This window comes from Sinorhizobium sp. KGO-5, from assembly GCF_036245905.1.
In the GTDB taxonomy this organism is placed as follows: Bacteria; Pseudomonadota; Alphaproteobacteria; order Rhizobiales; family Rhizobiaceae; genus Sinorhizobium; species Sinorhizobium meliloti_A.
In genome coordinates this window covers 46,557-62,393 of sequence record NZ_BDIZ01000007.1, presented here as the reverse complement: position 1 = coordinate 62,393, position 15,837 = coordinate 46,557, and the positions used below count along the sequence as shown (strand labels likewise).

Genomic DNA, 15,837 nt, shown 5'->3' with positions numbered 1-15,837 from the left:
AGATCGCGACAGAGTTACTCTTCGGCTTTTTCAGACCACTCGGCCGCCTCGACCGCCTGCTTGAATGCGGCGAGTTGATCATCCCAGAATCGGTCGAGCCATTTCCTGAGCGGCCCCAGCCCGTTGGGATCGACCGAATAGATTCGCCGCGCACCCGACGGCACGTCGCGCACGAGATGTGCCGCCTTCAGTATCTTCAAATGCTGTGAGATCGCCGGCTGTGAAACCGGCATCGCCCGGGCGATCTCGGCGACCGACTGCCGCCGCTCAGCCACCTTCTCGAAGATGGCACGGCGCGTTGGATCGGCGAGCGCAGCAAAGGCTTTATCCTGATCATAAGTCATAGCTTATTATAAGCCAAAACTTATGATCGTCCACCCCGGTATCGCGCGACGTTTGCTTCCCGAGTCGTTTGGCGGTCCCGGGACGCCGCCTGCGGAATTATGCCGCCTGCATCTGCAGCTCGGCGAAGGCAGCGCGAACATGCTCCGCGACCGCCAGAACCGGCGCCGGCGCATCTTCGATGACCTTGAGGCCGATGTTGTAGTGACCTAGATCCGGCAGGCCGTCACGCTCGCCGAGCTGGACCATCTCGCCTTGGACGAGATACCGCGGCAGCGGCGCGATCGCGAGCCCGGCGAGAACAGCCGCACGCTGTCCGGTCGTATAGGCGCTCAAAAAGGCGACGCGGAACTTGCGGCCCGCACGCGACAGCTTCTCGACCGCATCGGCACGCCAGACGCAGCCGTCCTCCCACATGGAAACCGGCAGAGGATCGCGCAGATGCGCGTTCCCGCATTTCGCACCTGCCCAGACCAGTTTCTCCTGCATCAGGATTTCTGCGCCTTTGGCAGAGTCCTCGGAAAGGCTGTTGAACACGGCGATGTCCAGCCGATGCTCGTCGACCCGCTTGCGCATCGCGTTGCTCATGCCGATCGAAACGTCGATGGTGACGTTCGGATACGTCTCGGCAAAGCGCTTCAATACATCAGGCAGAATTCGCTCGCCGACGTCCTCCGGCGCACCGACCCGCACCACCCCGTTCATGTCTGGCAACAGGAAGCGGGACACCGTCTCGTTGTTGAGCGATAGAAGCCGCCGGGCATAGCCGAGCAGGAGTTCGCCCTTCGGCGTCAGCGACACCGAGCGGGCGTCGCGCAGGAACAACGTGCAGCCGAGCGTTTCCTCGAGCTTCTTGATCTGCATCGAAACGGCTGAAGGCGTGCGGTAGACCGTCTCCGCGGCGGTGGTGAAGTTTCCGGTCTCGGCAATGGCGACGAAAGTCTTGAGCACGTCCATTTCGAGCAGCGGAAGCGCGTGGCGCATCATCATGTTCATGGCGGCACCCTAGATCAGAAAAACTGAAAGATAACTTAACTTCATTTCGTTTGATTGAACATCACGCATGCGCGATAGTCAAGCCTCCAAGGGACGGAAACGCCCTGAACCAGAAGGAGAAGGCTATGTCGGCTCTGATGTTGGCGATCGATAATGGCGCCCCTCACGAAAGTCCGGGCCCGAGTGCCGCGCCCACCGGCCGGGCGCCCAGGCAGGCTCGAACCATCGATGACGGGGACATCGTTCTGGCGATGCTGTGGCATGCCCGATCTCTTATCGAACGGATTGCCGAACGGCGCCGTGCCGGCAATCTAGTCAGGAATCGGGTGGAAACACGCCGCCAATTGGCGAGACTGCCAGCCAGGGTCCGAAACGACCTGTTACCCGCGGAACAGCAACCGATCAGAGCATCCGATAGAACGACTAAAGCAGGCGAAATCAATCACGGGGTTTGATGAATCGCATCAAACATATTCGTTTGAATGATCAATCGCGTTGCACCATAACGTCCATGGTCGCGACCTTTTGAGGAACTCAGAAGGAACCAGCTATGTCTATGAACGAGCATTTTTCATCCGCATCGAGCCCGGGTCTCGCAGCCCTGCCCGGACTTTTCAACCTGCGGGCACGTGCCTGGGCCGCCTGGAAGCGCCACCGCAACGAACGTGTCCTGGAGAACCTCTCCTATGACACGTTGAAGGATATCGGCTTCCCCTCCGTCGATGATGCAGTGCATAAGACGGACCAATGAATAAAGACTGCAGATGCCATCCTCCCGGCATTGACCGCAAGACCAGACTATAAGGGCATTCCCGCAACGGAATGCCCTTTTTGTTTCGAAAAGCGCCAAGCACTTGGCGCCAGCAAGTGCTCCCTACTCGAAGAATCCCTTCGGCGTCTTGCCCTTCAGAAAAGGTTCGACGAACGCATGAAGCAGCTCGGGCTGGCTGATGACGGCGGTGTGCGACGTCGCCGGGAGGACGGCAAGTCGAGAGGCGGGCAGTGGTTTGCCCATGTCGCCCATGACGCCCCCGCCGAGCAGCCGGAACAGAGCGACCGAATGTTCGAGCGTCGCCACGTCCGCATCGCCGGTGATGATCAAAACCGGGGTTTTCAATGTCCTGACGTCCGCTTCCCATGCCATCGGCTCCTTCTCCAGCGCGATCAGTTTCCTGACGAGCTCGGGGAAGCCGTCGGGATTGGCTGCGAGCTTGCGATAGTCCTCGGCAAACGGCATGTTGACGAACATCTCGACCGACATCTGGGGAATGAAGGCCTTGAACGCCGGCTGCCAGCCCTCGGCATCATAGGCCACGGAGGCGGCGGCGAGCTTGTTGACTTTTTCCGGATGGCGAATGGCAAGCTGCAGACCGGCAGCCGCACCCATCGAGTAGCCGAAGACATCGGCCTTTTCGATCTTCACGGCATCCATGAAGGCTGCGACGTCATCGGCAAGATTGGGATAGGTGATCGGCCGGTCGATATCCGTGGTGCGGCCGTGGCCCTGAAACTCGATCGCATAGACCTTGTGGGTCTCGGCGAGCTTCGGGATAATGGCACCCATCGAAGGGATGTTCATGTAGGCGCCATGCAGCACGATGAGCGGGTCGCCCTCGCCCGAGACTTCGTAATACATTTCCATGCCGTTGACCTTGACCCGATCGCCCGCCGGTTCGGATCGGGCAAGCGTGGCGCCCGCAACGAGCAGCGTCGCGGTAATCAGGGCGGTGCGGAACATCGTTCTTCTCCTCGGTTTGGGACCGGCCTGTGCCGGTTTCGATGATAAGACGAGCGAGGCTCCCGCTCCCCGACATGAGCAACACAATTTTTGCAGCGCTACGCAACCTGTGACTGCCTTTGCCCGGACGGCCCCCTCGCCTCCTGGTAATATTTGCGGCTGGCATCAGTGGCATGTTTTTGCTTTTGTAAAAGCGGTCCGTGTCGAGAGTTCCCCAGTAGATCGGTAATCCTCATGAGTGCAAGTGAAGCCCAATTGCCGGTGATCCATTTTGCGGACGCAACGACCTTCGAAACGTGGATCGCGGAGCAAGGACCTGATTGCAAGGGGCTTTGGGTGAAATTCGCCAAGAAGGCGTCCGGGATAGCGACCATCACGCCGAGGGAGGCGCTCGATGTGGCGCTCTGTTACGGCTGGATCGACGGTCAGCGTATTGGATCCGACAGCGACTTTTACCTGAACAAATACACGCCGCGCCGTGCGCGCAGCCGATGGTCGCAGGTGAATTGCGCTCGGGCGACCGAATTGATCGCCGAGGGGCGCATGATGCCGCGCGGCCTTGCCGAAGTTGAACGCGCCAAGAACGACGGCCGGTGGGATGCCGCCGCGCCACCGCCGAGCAAGGCGACCGTGCCCGACGATCTTCACCATGCGCTTGCGCAGAACGCAGCGGCTAAGATGCTGTTCGACGAACTCGACAGCCAAAATCGCTACGCAATCCTATTTCGCATTCACGATGCGAAGAAGACCGAGACGCGGGCTGCGCGCATCGAAAAATATGTCGGCATGCTTGCCCGCGGCGAGACGCCTTACCCACGACGCAAGGCGCGATAGATCGATCTGCCTCTCAGGCCGCCAGCGGTTCGACCTCGACCGTCACGTGCGAAAGCTCGTGGATATGCTCGAGCTTGCGGCGGTAGCTCGACGGACTTTGCGGATTCTTCGTCACCAGCGAAACGATGGCACCGTGGTGGCCGGGCCCAAGCTGCCACACGTGCAGATCGGTGATCCGATCCCCGTCCCGCTCGATTGCCGCGCGTATTTCGTCGGGCAGGTCCTCGCCCGGCGGAATGTAATCGAGCAACACGCTGCCGCTGTCTCGTATCAGGCCCCATGACCAGCGGGCAATCACCAGCGCGCCGACAATGCCCATCATCGGATCGAGCCATATCCAGCCAAAGACGCTGCCGGCCGCAAGCGCGACGATCGCGAGGACCGAGGTGAGCGCGTCCGCCAGCACATGCAGGTAGGCGGCACGCAGATTGTTGTCCCGCCCGTGCGCCGAGACGCTATGGTGGTGCTCGTGATGGTGATGATGACCATGGTGGTGGTGATGATGTGAATGATCCTCCCGAAGCAGCCAGGCACAGGCGAGATTGACCGCAAGTCCGAGCACGGCCACCGAAATGGCCTGCGGAAAACTGATTGCCACCGGATCGGCAAGCCGCAAGAGGCTTTCCCAGCTGATCAGCAGCGCGATCAAGGCAAGTACGATCGCGCTGGAGAAACCGGCGAGATCGCCAAGCTTGCCCGTACCGAAGGTAAAGCGTGGGTTGCGCGCGTTACGCCGGGCATAGAGATAGGCGAGCGCCGCGATGAGCAGGGCCGCGGCGTGTGTCGACATGTGCCAGCCGTCGGCGACCAATGCCATGGAACCGTAAAAGGTACCGGCGGCGATCTCCGCGACCATCATTCCCGCAGTCAGTGCGATGACGGACCAGGTGCGCCTTTCGTTGCGCTGGTGATTGTCGCCGAGGAATACATGATCATGACCAGTGGGCGCCGGTGAATGGGTTTCGCTCATTTCAGGTATCTCCTGACGATTTCGATCAGTTCGGCAGCGCCCTCTTCGCGCTCTCCTTGAGATTCGTGGCCGGCGACGTGGCCGCGAATATGATCTTCGATCAGTTCGATCGTCAGCCCGTTGACTGCACCGCGCACGGAGGCGACGAGGTTGAGAATATCGCCGCAGGCCTGGCGAGCTTCGAGCGCACGCTCTACCGCTTCCATCTGCCCCTTTAGCCGGCGGACACGGGCGAGCAACTTTTCCTGATCTCTGATCGTGTGGGACATAGCATAGGGGGGTACCCTATTTCAGACGCCCATGCAAGCCGCGCCGTCGCTGTGTTGCCTTGACGCCGGGCCACGAAGCTGCGCGCTCTCCAATGCGTCTTGTCAGATACCGACATCCAAACTCCGCGAAGATGAAAAGTCGCTGGCGGCAAAGTCGCAACTCAGGCGCTCTTGCGCAGCTTTCGCTCAGTTTGCCTCATTTTTGCTCGATTACGTCATCGCAGTCCGTGATCTTGTCGCATTCCATATACTCGTCGATCCGGCCCGCGAGAGGCCCGGGCCGATGGATGTCGCAATGCGAAATTTCTTCCCAGTCGCGGCTTTCCATGCCAATGTCGCAATTCGGCAAGCTGAAGTGCATATTCCAAGCGACGAATATACGAGCCTTAATGCATGTCGCCCAAAAGTGCGCAGCGGTTTGGGGCTGACGACATGCACGGAAGCGACGACCTGAAGTGCGTCGCATGAATTCTATCTCTGCAACGTGCTTTAGCCTGGGAGGTTCTATGCACAAACCGCTGACGAAGAAGCGCTCGCTCGTCTTCTTTCTGGTGCCAAACTTTTCGATGCTGCCCTTTTCGGCGGCGATCGAGACACTTCGCATCGCGAACCGGATGCTCGGTTATGAAGCCTATACGTGGCGTCTCGCCTCGACCGACGGGCAAAAGGTCTATTCGTCGGCGGGCATTGCGCTCGAAGTCAACACCTCGCTCGCCGACGAACGCAAGTATCTCGGCGGAGAAAGCCGCCCATCGATGGTGCTGGTCTGTTCGGGCGTCTATGTCGAGGACTTCCAGAACAAGTCGGTGAATGCATGGCTGCGCGAAGCCTATAATCGCGGCATCGCCGTCGGCAGTCTCTGTACCGGCGCCCATGTGCTCGCCTCGGCGGGCCTGCTCACGGGCAAGCGCTGCGCGATCCATTGGGAAAACCTGCCGGGCTTCTCCGAGAGCTTCCCCCAGGCCGATGTATATGCGGACCTCTACGAGATCGACGGCAACATCTATACGTGCGCCGGCGGCACCGCCTCACTCGACATGATGCTGAACCTGATCGATCAGGATTTCGGCGAGAACCTCGTCAACCGCGTATGCGAACAGGCGCTGACGGATCGGGTGCGCGGGCCGCACGACCGCCAGCGGCTGCCGCTGAGAGCGCGTCTCGGCGTCCAGAACGCAAAGGTCCTGTCAATCATCGAATTGATGGAGAGCAACCTCTCCGAGCCGCTGTCGCTACTGGAGATCGCAGAAAGCGCGGACCTGTCTCGCCGTCAGATAGAACGGCTTTTCCGCCAGGAGATGGGCAGATCGCCTGCCCGCTATTATCTGGAAATCCGCCTCGACCGCGCCCGGCACCTGCTTATCCAGTCGTCCATGCCGGTTGTGGAAGTCGCCGTCGCCTGCGGCTTCGTTTCCGCTTCGCATTTCTCGAAGTGTTACCGCGAGCTTTACAACCGCTCGCCGCAGCAGGAACGCGCCGAGCGCAAGCTGACGCTGCAAATGGCACGGTAGATCGCGTCTATTCGACCCTCTGGGACCTTGCCGGGTTGGTCGAAACCCTGATTCGTTCGTACGGGCCGATTGCTTTAGAGCACTTCCGGAAAGGGTGTAACGCTCTTCCGTGTGGAAGTGTGTGATTCCAAACTGTTAGAACGTTTCCCTGTTTCATTGAAACAGGGAAACGGCGGGCTTCGCTCTCCGGCCGCGCCGCCGCGCAGCAGTGAAGGATTTCGCTTTTCGCCGCTTTCAATTGGGCCGGAGCACCATTTTCTCCGGATAAACGGCCCCCTCTCACAAAAAATTAATGATTGTGCAAAGCGCCCACTTTCTTTGGGCCGCCGTCTTACTTATGGTCGCATAACGAGAATTCCATCAGCACAATCATCTATAAGTTGTTTATCATATATCACGAGAGATAATATGTCCGGTCTCGCCTCGCCCGTGGCCTTCGCCATCGCGCTGACGGTAACAAGCGCTCACGCGACCTTCGCCGACGAACTGACTTCCTCCCGAAACTGGTCGGGCTGTTATCTGGGAGCAAATGCGGGCTATGGCCGCGCCGATGCCGAAGCAACCGATAAGCCGTTCACCCAGGGGCCATTCGCGACGGACGGAACCTCCTGGAACAGCGTCGGTCCGCCCTACGAGGTGATCAAGAGCGATGATCACGGAGTAGTCGGCGGGATCGAAGCCGGTTGCGACCGGCAACTCGATGTCGAAGGGCTGACACTCGTAATCGGTGGCGCAGTCGATTTCAGCCTTATGAATCTTGCCGGCACCGGCACGTCCGCAATCGTCAACGACACACATGCAAGCTTCGACACCGACTGGGTCGGCACCGCACGTCTTCGTGCCGGACTTGCCGCCGACGACCTGCTCTTTTATGTGACCGGCGGTGTCGCCGTGGCCGATATCGGCGTGCGCGCCTACGACCTTAGCGACTGGCCGACGATCGGTCAGATGAACGTTTCCGGCGGAGGAACAAAGAGCGGTTGGGTGGCAGGTGCTGGGGCTGAGTGGCGATTTGCGGAGAACTGGTCGGCAACGCTCGAATATCTTCATTACGATTTCGGCAAGGTGACCGCCTCGGGCGCAGCGATCGAACCGGTCGGCGCGTTCCCGCGCTACGAAAACGATCTCGATTTCGATGTGGTGCGGGTCGGAATCCGTTGGCGAATGTGACCTTGCGGGACGCCGAGTGGTAGGGGCAAAGACACAAGGCGGCCGCTTCGTAAGCGAACACAAAAACCTTTTTAATCAATGTATTACGAGTTTTCTTAAGACGCTTGTGACACAAACGGCGTCGTAGACAAAGACAGGGCGGACACGCCCGTGGCTTGGAGTCAGTGCCGTCCCTCTAGGCGATCGCGGCAGATATTGCAGGAGTGCAGACAATGGCGCAAACATTAATCGACTTTTCCGCCGGGCAGATCACCGACGGAACGGCCGGCGGGGCCGATAATGTCCTTAGCGCCGGCGGGCTCGTTTTCACGATATCCGCGCAAGGAAATTGGAGTGCCAATTTCGACAACGGCCGTTTCAATTTCGCCGAGGACCCGGCCTATGGCGGCGAACAATTTTCGATCGCCATCACCAGCGCAACCGGAGCTTTGATCGACTTCTACGACTACCAGATAAGCGTGAACGCCGATCCTTTGGTCGTGAATGGTTCGTCGCCGGGGCTCGGTCTGGACGGAACCACCTGGTACGACGACAATATTCACGGCGATGGCGTCGGGCCCTATTATTATCGGGCGATCTTTGCCGGCAATGTTCCCGCTATGAGCAGAGGAACATCGCTCAGCCTGCAAGATCTCATCATTCCGGAGACGACGACCACCGGCACGATGAGCTTTTGGCTCGATAATATAACCATCGACGCGAACCACCGGCCGGTTGTTACCAATTTCGATGCCTCCGACGCAAAGGACTATGTCAGCGGCAGTCAAGCTGCGATACTTGTGGATACCACAAGTCTGGCTGCCGTCACCGATGTTGACAATACCGGCTGGAGCGGTGGACAGATACGCTTCACGCTTTCCGGAGTGGTTGCAGGCGAAGATGCCCTAGGTCTGCAAAACCAGGGAACCGGTGCCGGGCAAATCGGAATTTCAGGTACGATCGTTACCTTTGGTGGCACCGCTATCGGAACAATGAGCGGAGGCGGTGCGGGGTCCAGCTTCCTGCAAGTCGCTTTGAACGGCAACGCTTCGGGCGCCGCAGTGGAAGCCATTATTCACAATCTGACCTACGCCAACATGGGCGCCTCGCCCACCGGCACAAGGACCGTCTCTGTCACGGTCCGCGACGCCGAAGGCGGCAATTCGACAACGACATCGACGACGGTGAATGTCGTCGCAGCCAATGACGCTCCGGTGACGACGACGTCCGGTGGTACCGGATCCTTTACTGAGGGAGATGCACCGGTGGCGATCGACACCGGACTAACAGTGTCCGACCTCGACAACGGTACGCTCGCCTCGGCGACCGTCCAGATCACCGGAAATTTTCATTCCGGTCAGGACGTTCTGGCCTTCGCGAATACCAGTTCGGCCGCGTTCGGGAACATCGATGCCACCTACAGCTCCCTCACAGGCGTTTTGACCCTTACGTCGCTGGGCGCAACGGCAACCGTCGCGCAGTGGCAGGCAGCGTTACGGACCGTCACTTATTTGAACACCTCCGAGGCACCCACGGCTGCGGCTCGTACGATCAGTTTCAGCACCAATGACGGCACGAGCGACAGCGCTCCCGCCACGAAGACCATCGACGTCGGCTCCGTCAACGATGCGCCGCAAATTTCCGCGCCCGGCGCAATCGCTCTCACGGAGGACACCGCGGCCGCTGTCACGGGCATTTCATTCTCCGACGCCGACGCTGGCGGCAGTTCCGTGACCGTTACCTTCTCCGTGCCATCGGGATCGCTCTCGGCCGTCAGCGGCAGCGGCGTCACCGCAGGCGGAACGGGGACGGGCCTCACGCTCACCGGCACGGTGGCCGATATCAACGCATTCATTGCAGCCGCAAACGTGACTTTCACGCCGGCCGCGAATGCGACCGGCAACGTGATCCTCACGACGAGCATCACCGATGGCGGAAACACAGGCAGCGGCGGCGCGCAGACCGCGGCGGAAACGACGGCGCTGCAAATAACGGCGGTCAACGACGCCCCGACGGTTTCGGCTCCCGCTGTGGTCAGTATTTCTGAGGACACCGCGACGGCAATTACGGGCATCTCCTTCGCTGATGCGGATGCAGGGTCCAGCGCCGTTACAGTTACTTTCACCGTCGCCTCGGGATCGCTCTCGGCGCAATCAGCGGGCGGCGTTACCGTTTCCGGCACGGGCACATCGCTGGAAATGTCCGGCTCCCTCGCCGACATCAATGCCTTCATCGCCGGTTCGAATGTCACATTTACGCCGGTGTCCAACTCGACCAGCAACGTCGTTCTGACGACGGAGATCAACGACCTCGGCAACGCGGGGTCCGGCGGCGCGAAAAGCGATGCTTCCTCCACGACGCTCGTAGTGACTGCCGTGAACGATGCACCCGTAAACCACGTCCCGGTCGGGCAATCGGTCCTAGCCGACGGCGCCCTCGTCTTCAGCATTGCAGATGGAAATCTAATTTCGATTGCCGACGTCGATGCCGGCAGCGGTACGGTCGTGGTGACGCTTACCGCCGAACACGGCCAGCTTACGCTGAGCGGCACTACGGGTCTGACCTTTATTGCCGGCACCGGCACGTCCGATTCGGGCATGACCTTTGCAGGTTCCCTGAGCGACATCAACGTCGCACTGAACGGGCTGGTTTTCTCTCCTAGCCCCGGCTATTCGGGCGACGCCTCACTAAAGATCACAACCAATGATCAGGGGCATTCCGGTTCGGGCGGTGCGCAAAGCGATAGCGATACGATCACCATCGCCGTCGTGTCGCCGGCTCCGAAGGTCTTAAGCGTCGACGCTGCCGCACCGGACGGAGTCTACAAGGCAGGAGATACGATCACACTGACCGTAACCTTCGACGGGGCGGTCAACGTCGACACCATCGGCGGAACGCCGACATTGCTGTTGGAAACCGGCGCCACCGATCGGCTTGCCGCGTATATCTCGGGTTCCGGATCGAATACGCTGTCCTTCAGCTACACGGTTCAGGCGGGCGATCTGGCTCCGGATCTGGATTATGCGGGCATCTCCGCGCTAGCGGCGAACGGCGGAGCGATCAGAAGCGCCACCAATGTCGGCGCCGATCTGACACTGCCGACGCCGGGCGGCGCCAACTCGATCGCCGCGCAGAACAACATCGTCGTGGACGGCGTTGGGCCGACGGTCACCAGCGTAGGAGTGCCTGCAGCCGGCACATACAAATTCGGCGACAGTCTGGACTTCGCGATCAACTTCCATGAGGCGGTGACCGTGGACACCACCAACGGCGTTCCGCGACTTGCGGTTATGCTCGATATGGGCGGGACAGCCTATGCCGAATATATTGCAGGAAGCGGCAGCACCCCTCTGGCATTCCGACTGACGGTTGCCGATAACCAGGCAGATTGGACCGGCATCACGCTCGGCCCCCTCACGCTCAATGGGGCGACTATAAGCGACAGCGCCGGCAACAGCGCTCTGCTTACCTTGAACAATATAGCGCCGACCAGCTCCATCCTCGTCGACGGCATCGTCAATGACGCTCCCGCGCTCACCGGCGATCTGAGAGCGACGGTCGCAGAGGGCGGAACCTATAAGCTCACGACGGCCGATCTCGGCTATTCCGATCCGGACGACACCGCGGCGGGTGTTGGCTTCAACGTCTCGAACGCCGTCAATGGCGCTGTCCTCGTCAACGGGTCAGTGGCCGCGAGCTTTACGGCGGCGCAACTCGCAGCCGGCCTCGTCTCCTTCCGCCACAATGGCTCGGAGACCACTGCCGCCTCCTTCCGGGTCGTCGTAGAAGACGGCAACGAGGACAACTCCGCGCCAACCCCTGCGACATTCAATTTCACCGTCAACCCCGTCAACGACGCTCCCATACGCACCGGCGATCTGAGAGCGGCGGTCGCAGAGGGCGGAACCTATAAGCTCACGACGGCCGATCTCGGCTATTCCGATCCGGATGACACCGCAGCGGGTGTTGGCTTCAACGTCTCGAACGCCGTCAATGGCGCTGTCCTCGTCAACGGGTCAGTGGCCGCGAGCTTTACGGCGGCGCAACTCGCAGCCGGCCTCGTCTCCTTCCGCCACAATGGCTCGGAGACCACCGCCGCCTCCTTCCGGGTCGTCGTCGAAGACGGCAATGAGGACAACTCCGCGCCAACCCCTGCGACATTCAATTTCACCGTCAACCCCGTCAACGACGCTCCCATACGCAGCGGCGATCTGAGAGCGGCGGTCGCAGAGGGCGGAACCTATAAGCTCACGACGGCCGATCTCGGCTATTCCGATCCGGACGACACCGCAGCGGGTGTTAGCTTCAACATCTCGAACGCCGTCAATGGCTCTGTCCTCGTCAACGGGTCAGTGGCCGCGAGCTTTACGGCGGCGCAACTCGCAGCCGGCCTCGTCTCCTTCCGCCACAACGGCTCGGAGACCACCGCCGCCTCCTTCCGGGTCGTCGTCGAAGACGGCAACGAGGACAACTCCGCGCCGACGCCTGCGACATTCAATTTCACCGTCAACCCCGTCAACGACGCTCCTAGCCTTACGCTCACACAGCACCTCACCCGCATTGCCGAAGATGCCTCGACGGGAACGGCCCAGAAGGTTGCTACTCTTGTGATCGCCGACGACACTCAGGGGACCAATCTGCTGACTTTGAGCGGCGCGGATGCGTCGCTGTTCGAAATCCGCGGCAACGTCCTCTGGTTGAAGGCAGGAGCACGGCTCGATTTCGAGACAAACCCATACCTCGACGTGACCATCGGGCTTGACGACCCGTCTGTCGGAACAGGACTAGAAGCAACCAAGACGATCAGGGTGTCCGTCACCGACGCCATTGAGCGGTATATCGGCTCGGCCGGCGCCGACCGCCTCACCGGCACCGCCGCGAACGAGACCTTTGACGTAGGAGCGGGCAACGATGTCATCAATGGCGCAGCCGGCAACGATACGATCATTGGCGGCGCAGGAGCCGATCTGCTGACGGGAGGAGCGGGGAACGATATCTTCGTTTTCAAATCTACCAACGACTCGGCGCCCGGTTTCTCCGGCTATGTGAACAATGTTGCATATGGGCCGGCCTCTGGTGCCGGACATCGCGACACCGTGACAGATTTCGCGAACGGCTTCGATCGACTCGATCTATCGGCCATCGATGCGAACACCGGTGCGGCCGGCAATCAGGCCTTCACGTGGCGAGGCACCGGCGAATTCTCCCGTCACGCGGGCGAGCTCATCTACAAGACGTTCAATCCGGCGGGCACCCTCGACGACCAGACGATCATCTATGGTGATGTCAACGGCGACGGCCGCGCTGATTTTCAGATCGAGCTTTCCGGGTTGAAGAGCCTCGCGACGGGAGATTTTCTGTTGTAACCCAGTCCGGCACGGCAAATTCCGACCTCAATCGGCGCCGGTCGCCCGAATGGCAATCGCCCTTCAGGCCGGAATCTTGGTCCTCGCGTTCAACGTTCTCACCTTGGTGAGGGTATCGAGGTTCTGATTGACGCGGCAGTAGAACTCCTCGTTGACGAAGGGACGGACGATAAAATCGTTGCCGCCGGCTTTGAGGAAACGGGCGGAAAGCAGCCGGTCCGTCGACGACGACACACCGATGATCCTTAGCTGATGCGGGCCGTGGGCGGCGCGGATTCGCCGCGTAAGTTCGAAACCGTCGATATCGGGCATATTGTAGTCGGTTATGACGAGGGCGATGTCCGGATTGCTCTTCAGGATTTCCAGCGCCGCAGAGCCGCTGTCCGCCGAGCTCGTTCTGAAATTGTAGCGCTTCAACTGCGTCGTCAACACGGCCCGGGCCGTCGCACTATCGTCGACGATCAACACGTGGTGCTGCTGGTTCGTCAGGAATCGGCAGACGGATTCTGCCAGCATATCGACAGCAAAGACGCTGTCCTTGATGACATAATCGACAATGTCCTTGGCGAGGATCGCCTCGCGCGTGCTCTCCTGAAACGAGCCGGTGAAGACGATCGTCGGTACGCTCATCTCGATCAGGTAGGTGAGCGCTTCGCCGTTCTCGGCGCCTGGAAGGTTGATATTGGAAATCGCCAGAGATGGCGCGAAGGAAGCGTTTTCGACCGCGAACTGCAAGTCCTCGTAGTCGCGACAGACGATCACGTCGATATCGAAAAGCTCCTTCAGCCGCTTCGAGACCATCGAGGCAAAGAGGTTGGAGTCCTCGGCAAGCACGATGCGGTGTTCGCCGAGGGATTCGCCGGAAAAGTACATTCCGGAAATGCCGAAGAATGACATTGATCGCCTATGAAAAAGAGTGTCCCCGGAGGCACCCTAGGAGCAAAACGCTTTATCCGGTGTTAATGGGCGCACTCATCCCGATGTCCGGCGAAGGCATCCCTCAAACGAAGACGACATCATCCGCCGAAAGGTCGGCAAGTGCGACCTTGTCCAGCAACAGACCGAATGTATCGGACCCGTTGAAGGCGATGTAGAGCCCGTCTTCGGTTTCCGTCGCGGCGGCAACCAGGTCGGCGAAGCTCTCGATGCGCGTCGTGTCGGGTGCATATCCGGAAAAGCGCAGCAGGTCGCCTCCGTCCGCATCGAAATCCGTGATACGATCCACACCTGAGAACGAAAACGTATCAGACGACCAAAGGAAGGTATCTGCGCCTGCTCCGCCGGTCATGACATCGTCACCCGCGCCCCCCCAAAGCACGTCGCTTCCGGCGCCGCCGTCCAGACGGTCGCTGCCGGCGTTGCCGGCGAGCTGGTCGTTGCCTCCAAGCGTGCGGATGGTATCGTTCCCCGAGCCGCCGGACAGCTCGAACCTCTCGATACCTGTGAAGATCAGCGACGTACCCAGCATGCCGGTCGAAGCGTCGAAATTCGTGCCCGGCAGGGGATCGACGACGCGCAACGTATCGCTGCCGGTCCCGCCATCGATAAAGCCTGATGGCGCAACCACCTGGATAAGGTCGTCGCCGGCGCCGCCGTCGATATATGTCTCTCCGTCGCCGAAACTCGTTCCGCCGTCGTAGATGTCATCGTTCCCATCGCCGCCGACGAGCACGTCGTTTCCGCCGGCACTGATCAGGATGTCATCGCCAGCGCCCCCATAAAGGGCATCGTCGCCGCTTCCGGAGGCGACATAGTCCCTGCCGCTGCTGCCGGCGACATAATTGTCGCCCTCGCCCATATGGGCGCTGAGCGAAGACAGATTTCCGGCAATCAGCGTATCACTGCCGCCGCCGAGATCCACGCTGGCAACCTCGATCCCGCCGATCCGCGTGCCCGTCGAGGCAAACCCCTGTCCGAAATCGACGGTGACGTCGTCGGTTCGCCCTTCATCGAAGATGGATAGTTTATCCCAGCCGCTCCCGCCGTCGATCACCGCGGAGGAAAGCGTGGTGATGATGATGTCGTTGTGGTCGCCGGCAAAGATCCGGTTCGCGCCAACAGTGTCGTTGATGATGTCGCCGCCGCTGCCTGTGTCGATCGTGTCGTCGCCGAACATGCTGGTGCCGTCGTCGCCGTCGATGCCATATGGGCCCACGACGTCGTTCCCGGCGCCGGTCGAGATGATGTCGTCGGTGGCGGCGCCGAAGATCCGGTCGTTGCCGCTGCCTGTCGTCAGCACCAGCCGCTCGATGCGATTGAAGAAGATGTGTTCCCAGTTCGCCGTGTTGTAGCCGATGATGCCGTGCCCGTGCTCGCCGCTGAACCGGACGTCCGAGCTGACGCTCGACAGGTCGACCACCAGCGTATCGACGCCGGCACCGCCTGTAACCGCGCCGCCGGTCCCGATCAGGCTGATGAGATCATCTCCCTCGCCGCCGTCGAGTCGGTCATACCCGCTCCTGCTTGTCAGACGGTCGTTTCCCGCCCCGCCGTCGACGAGGTCATCGCCGCCGCCAGCTTCGATCTCATCGGCGCCGGTTAGACCCCAGATGCGATCCTTCTCCCCGGTTCCGGATAGCGTATCGTCTCCGGCCGTCCCCACGACTGTGGTCATGTCGCTCTTCCCCCATGAATTGCGAAGCACGCCATTAATATTAAATTT

12 protein-coding genes are annotated in these 15,837 nt (G+C 60.5%); 5 read left to right on the top strand and 7 right to left on the bottom strand.

Features of this window, described 5'->3' with window-relative positions:
- Positions 1–14: 14 nt before the first annotated feature.
- The gene (locus BHD07_RS24585; protein ID WP_338283509.1) at positions 15–344 is read right to left on the bottom strand and encodes an ArsR/SmtB family transcription factor; all 330 of its coding nucleotides are present in this window, start codon (positions 342–344) and stop codon (positions 15–17) included.
- Positions 345–441: 97 nt separating this feature from the next.
- Positions 442–1,338: a LysR substrate-binding domain-containing protein gene (locus tag BHD07_RS24580; RefSeq protein ID WP_338283508.1), complete on the bottom strand. Its 897-nt coding sequence runs from the start codon at positions 1,336–1,338 to the stop codon at positions 442–444.
- Between the two features lie 550 nt (positions 1,339–1,888).
- On the opposite strand from BHD07_RS24580, the gene BHD07_RS24575 reads away from it, so the two are divergent.
- The gene (locus BHD07_RS24575; RefSeq protein ID WP_018095283.1) at positions 1,889–2,089 is read left to right on the top strand and encodes a hypothetical protein; all 201 of its coding nucleotides are present in this window, start codon (positions 1,889–1,891) and stop codon (positions 2,087–2,089) included.
- 123 nt (positions 2,090–2,212) lie between these two features.
- On the opposite strand, the gene BHD07_RS24570 is transcribed toward BHD07_RS24575, so the two are convergent.
- Positions 2,213–3,076: an alpha/beta fold hydrolase gene (locus tag BHD07_RS24570; RefSeq protein ID WP_338283507.1), complete on the bottom strand. Its 864-nt coding sequence runs from the start codon at positions 3,074–3,076 to the stop codon at positions 2,213–2,215.
- 234 nt (positions 3,077–3,310) lie between these two features.
- On the opposite strand from BHD07_RS24570, the gene BHD07_RS24565 reads away from it, so the two are divergent.
- Complete coding sequence (locus BHD07_RS24565) at positions 3,311–3,910, top strand: YdeI/OmpD-associated family protein (RefSeq protein ID WP_338283506.1); 600 nt, start codon at positions 3,311–3,313, stop codon at positions 3,908–3,910.
- A 13-nt stretch (positions 3,911–3,923) separates the two neighbouring features.
- Here BHD07_RS24565 and dmeF read toward each other — a convergent pair whose 3' ends face one another.
- Complete coding sequence (dmeF, locus tag BHD07_RS24560; RefSeq protein WP_338283504.1) at positions 3,924–4,880, bottom strand: CDF family Co(II)/Ni(II) efflux transporter DmeF; 957 nt, start codon at positions 4,878–4,880, stop codon at positions 3,924–3,926.
- Positions 4,877–5,149, bottom strand: coding sequence for a metal/formaldehyde-sensitive transcriptional repressor (locus BHD07_RS24555; RefSeq protein WP_018095287.1), 273 nt, complete (start codon positions 5,147–5,149; stop codon positions 4,877–4,879). Before BHD07_RS24555 ends, dmeF begins: the two co-directional genes overlap by 4 nt.
- 506 nt (positions 5,150–5,655) lie before the next feature.
- Here BHD07_RS24555 and BHD07_RS24550 point away from each other — a divergent pair.
- The 3 genes from BHD07_RS24550 (at position 5,656) to BHD07_RS24540 (ending at position 13,175) form a co-directional block, all read left to right on the top strand.
- On the top strand, positions 5,656–6,660 hold the full coding sequence (locus BHD07_RS24550) for a GlxA family transcriptional regulator (protein WP_003530649.1): 1,005 nt from the start codon (positions 5,656–5,658) through the stop codon (positions 6,658–6,660).
- Between the two features lie 408 nt (positions 6,661–7,068).
- Positions 7,069–7,830: an outer membrane protein gene (locus BHD07_RS24545; protein ID WP_018095290.1), complete on the top strand. Its 762-nt coding sequence runs from the start codon at positions 7,069–7,071 to the stop codon at positions 7,828–7,830.
- A 212-nt stretch (positions 7,831–8,042) separates the two neighbouring features.
- The gene (locus tag BHD07_RS24540; protein WP_338283501.1) at positions 8,043–13,175 is read left to right on the top strand and encodes a beta strand repeat-containing protein; all 5,133 of its coding nucleotides are present in this window, start codon (positions 8,043–8,045) and stop codon (positions 13,173–13,175) included.
- 63 nt (positions 13,176–13,238) lie between these two features.
- On the opposite strand, the gene BHD07_RS24535 is transcribed toward BHD07_RS24540, so the two are convergent.
- The gene (locus BHD07_RS24535; RefSeq protein ID WP_100673774.1) at positions 13,239–14,072 is read right to left on the bottom strand and encodes a response regulator; all 834 of its coding nucleotides are present in this window, start codon (positions 14,070–14,072) and stop codon (positions 13,239–13,241) included.
- Between the two features lie 103 nt (positions 14,073–14,175).
- Entirely contained in the window at positions 14,176–15,789 is a 1,614-nt protein-coding gene (locus tag BHD07_RS24530; protein WP_338283500.1) for an SMc04171 family calcium-binding repeat protein, read from the bottom strand.
- Positions 15,790–15,837: the final 48 nt, after the last annotated feature.